The organism is Phenylobacterium sp. (assembly GCF_036402295.1).
Lineage (GTDB): Bacteria > Pseudomonadota > Alphaproteobacteria > Caulobacterales > Caulobacteraceae > Phenylobacterium.
This window is the reverse complement of record NZ_DASWTE010000111.1, coordinates 1-2283: the sequence shown is the minus strand read 5'-3', so window position 1 is coordinate 2283 and position 2283 is coordinate 1. Positions and strand designations below refer to the sequence as shown.

At 68.5% G+C, this 2283-nt stretch carries 4 protein-coding genes; 1 reads left to right on the top strand and 3 read right to left on the bottom strand.

Annotated features, from left to right (window positions below; translation table 11 throughout):
• The 3 genes from VGD44_RS06965 to VGD44_RS06955 all read right to left on the bottom strand — a co-directional run.
• The coding region (locus tag VGD44_RS06965) for a glutamate racemase (protein ID WP_331085270.1) at positions 1–577 on the bottom strand (577 nt) is incomplete at its 3' end.
• Positions 578–614: 37 nt separating this feature from the next.
• A complete protein-coding gene (locus VGD44_RS06960; protein WP_331085268.1) occupies positions 615–995 on the bottom strand; it encodes a DUF805 domain-containing protein in 381 nt (126 codons plus the stop codon).
• Between the two features lie 73 nt (positions 996–1068).
• The gene (locus VGD44_RS06955) at positions 1069–1605 is read right to left on the bottom strand and encodes a methylated-DNA--[protein]-cysteine S-methyltransferase (RefSeq protein WP_331085265.1); all 537 of its coding nucleotides are present in this window, start codon (positions 1603–1605) and stop codon (positions 1069–1071) included.
• Positions 1606–2125: 520 nt separating this feature from the next.
• Between VGD44_RS06955 and VGD44_RS06950 the strand changes: the two genes are divergently transcribed.
• On the top strand, positions 2126–2283 hold a 158-nt coding region (locus VGD44_RS06950; RefSeq protein WP_331085272.1), incomplete at its 3' end, for a signal recognition particle receptor subunit alpha.

Sequence of the window (2283 nt, the reverse complement as noted above, 5' to 3'; positions counted from 1 at the left end):
TGGTCAGCGCCTTCACGTGGCCCTGGATCACGCCGGCCAGCTCTTCGCGCGGTGCGTTCGCCTCGATCATCCGGGCGAGATCGGGACACGGCTCGGAGAAGACGGCCACGTCCTGCCGGCGCTTGTCGATCTCGATCTCGTAGACCCGGCTTCGGGTCGTGGCCGGCGTGGAGAAGACGCCCAGGATCTCCAGCTTCTCGGCCTTCTCCTCGCGCCACTGCGCCTCGTGCTCCCAAGGCAGGCCCGTGGCCGCCTCGATGGTCGGCACCACGATGCCCAGGACATTGACCGGCCGCCCCAGCGCGCGCCGATAGCCCGGCAGCCAGGTCTGCTGCAGCCGCCGCAGCGCCACGCTGGCGGCGGTGTTGCAGGCGAGGACCACGACGTCGCAGCCCTCGTCGAACAGGCGGATGCAGCCCGCCTTCGTCAACTCGACGATCTCTTCGCCGGGCCGCCCGCCATAGGGGGCGTTGGCCTGGTCGGCCAGATAGATGAAGTCCGCTTCCGGGAACCGCTCCACGAGCCGGTGGTGGACGGTCAGGCCGCCCACCCCGGAATCGAACACGCCGATGCTCATGGCCCGGTGTTAGCGGGCGCCACGTAGCGTGTCGACGTCAGGCGAACGTCTCCTCGAGCTCGGGCGTGCCCGGAGGCGGCCCGAACCGGTTCTCACCGGGCGTGCCCGGCAGGACGTAGAAGATCAGCAGCACGAGGCCGCCGATCAGCGGGATGAGTGCGATCAGGAGCCACCAGGCCGAGCGGTTGGTGTCGTGCAGTCGCCGGAAGCCCGCCGAGAGCGCCGTGACCACGTTGCCGAGGGCGACCAGGACGTAGAGGATTCCAATCCCGCCTTCGCTCGTGAAGGCGCTCAGGACGGTGTTGTCGATGATCGCCGCGATGACGATCTGGATGAGGTAGGCGAGGAAGTAGAGCCAGTATTCCTTCCGGCCCGCCCGGCCCCGAAAGTCGAGCGTCCGCTTGTAAGCCTCGAACATGCTGTTTCCCCCAGCTGTGAGCTGGTCGCGACCTTGGCCGCAAACGCGACGCAAGGGAACCCCGAGCGTGGCCTTAAGCGAACAGGTCCGTCTGGGCGGCGGCCTTCGCGCCCTCGATGCCGAGCAGCTTCAGCTTGGTGTTGACGCCGCCCCGGGCCGAAAAGCCGCCCGGCTTGCCGCCGGCCGCCGTCACCCGGTGGCAGGGCACCACGATCGGCCACGGGTTCTTGCCGAGCGCCTGGCCGACGTCGCGGGCCAGCAGCTTGTCGCCCAGCTGCACCGCGATCTCGCCGTACGTCAGCGTCTCGCCGGGCGGGATGGCGCGGGCGATCTCGTAGACCTTGGTGTGGAACTCGGGCGTGCGCGACAGGTCCAGCGGCGCGTCGCTGAGGTCGGCCTTCTCGCCGCGCATGAGGGCGCGGATGCCCGCTACCGTGGCGTCGAGGTGGGCCGGAATCTCGGCCTCAGCCGCGTCGGGGAACCGACGCAGGAAGCCGCGGCGGGCGGTGTCGGCCTCGCGCTCGGGCAGGTGGCAGGCGACGAGGCCGACGTCGTTCCAGGCGATGCCCGCGAAGCCGATGGCGGTGTCGAAGAGGGCGAATTGGGTCATGGCGGTAAGATAGTGTCGTTCGCCGATAATCGCTGGCGGCTTTCGGACATGTAGCTTGCCTTCACTCCCTACCTCCTCGTCATCCCCGGGCTTGTCCCGGGATCCATGGTCCAGCCGTCACAACGACCAGCGACGGGCCGCGCCATGCGGCCGGCTCCCGCGACCTTGCCGCCGAGGGATGGATCCCCGGCACAAGGCCGGGGATGACGATCATATTGAGGGGGAGTAGGTGAACGGCGGCGGCCACGCCCCGCCATAAATCTCATGGCTGCCAGTTTGCCTCCGGGTCAGGAGTTCGACGGCGTCGTCGAGCGCGTGCTTATGGCCGCGGCCGCGGCAAAAGCCACCCTTCCTTGACCTAACCCCCTCTTCAGCGCATAAGCGCGCCCTTCCGGCGCCAACCTCGGTCAGCGCCCTCTACCGTCACGACCCCCAGGTCTTATCTGGGACGAGGACGGCGAGGCCCCCCGTCCACGCAATCGTGCACGGGGGTCGACTGCGTTTGGGCCACAGGTGATTGATGTTTGACGCACTAACAGAACGGCTATCGGGCGTATTCGACCGGCTCTCCGGCAAGGGCGTGCTGTCCGAGAAGGACGTCGCCGAGGTGATGCGCGAGATCCGCGTCGCCCTGCTCGAGGCCGACGTCGCGCTGCCGGTCGTCCGCGACTTCATCGC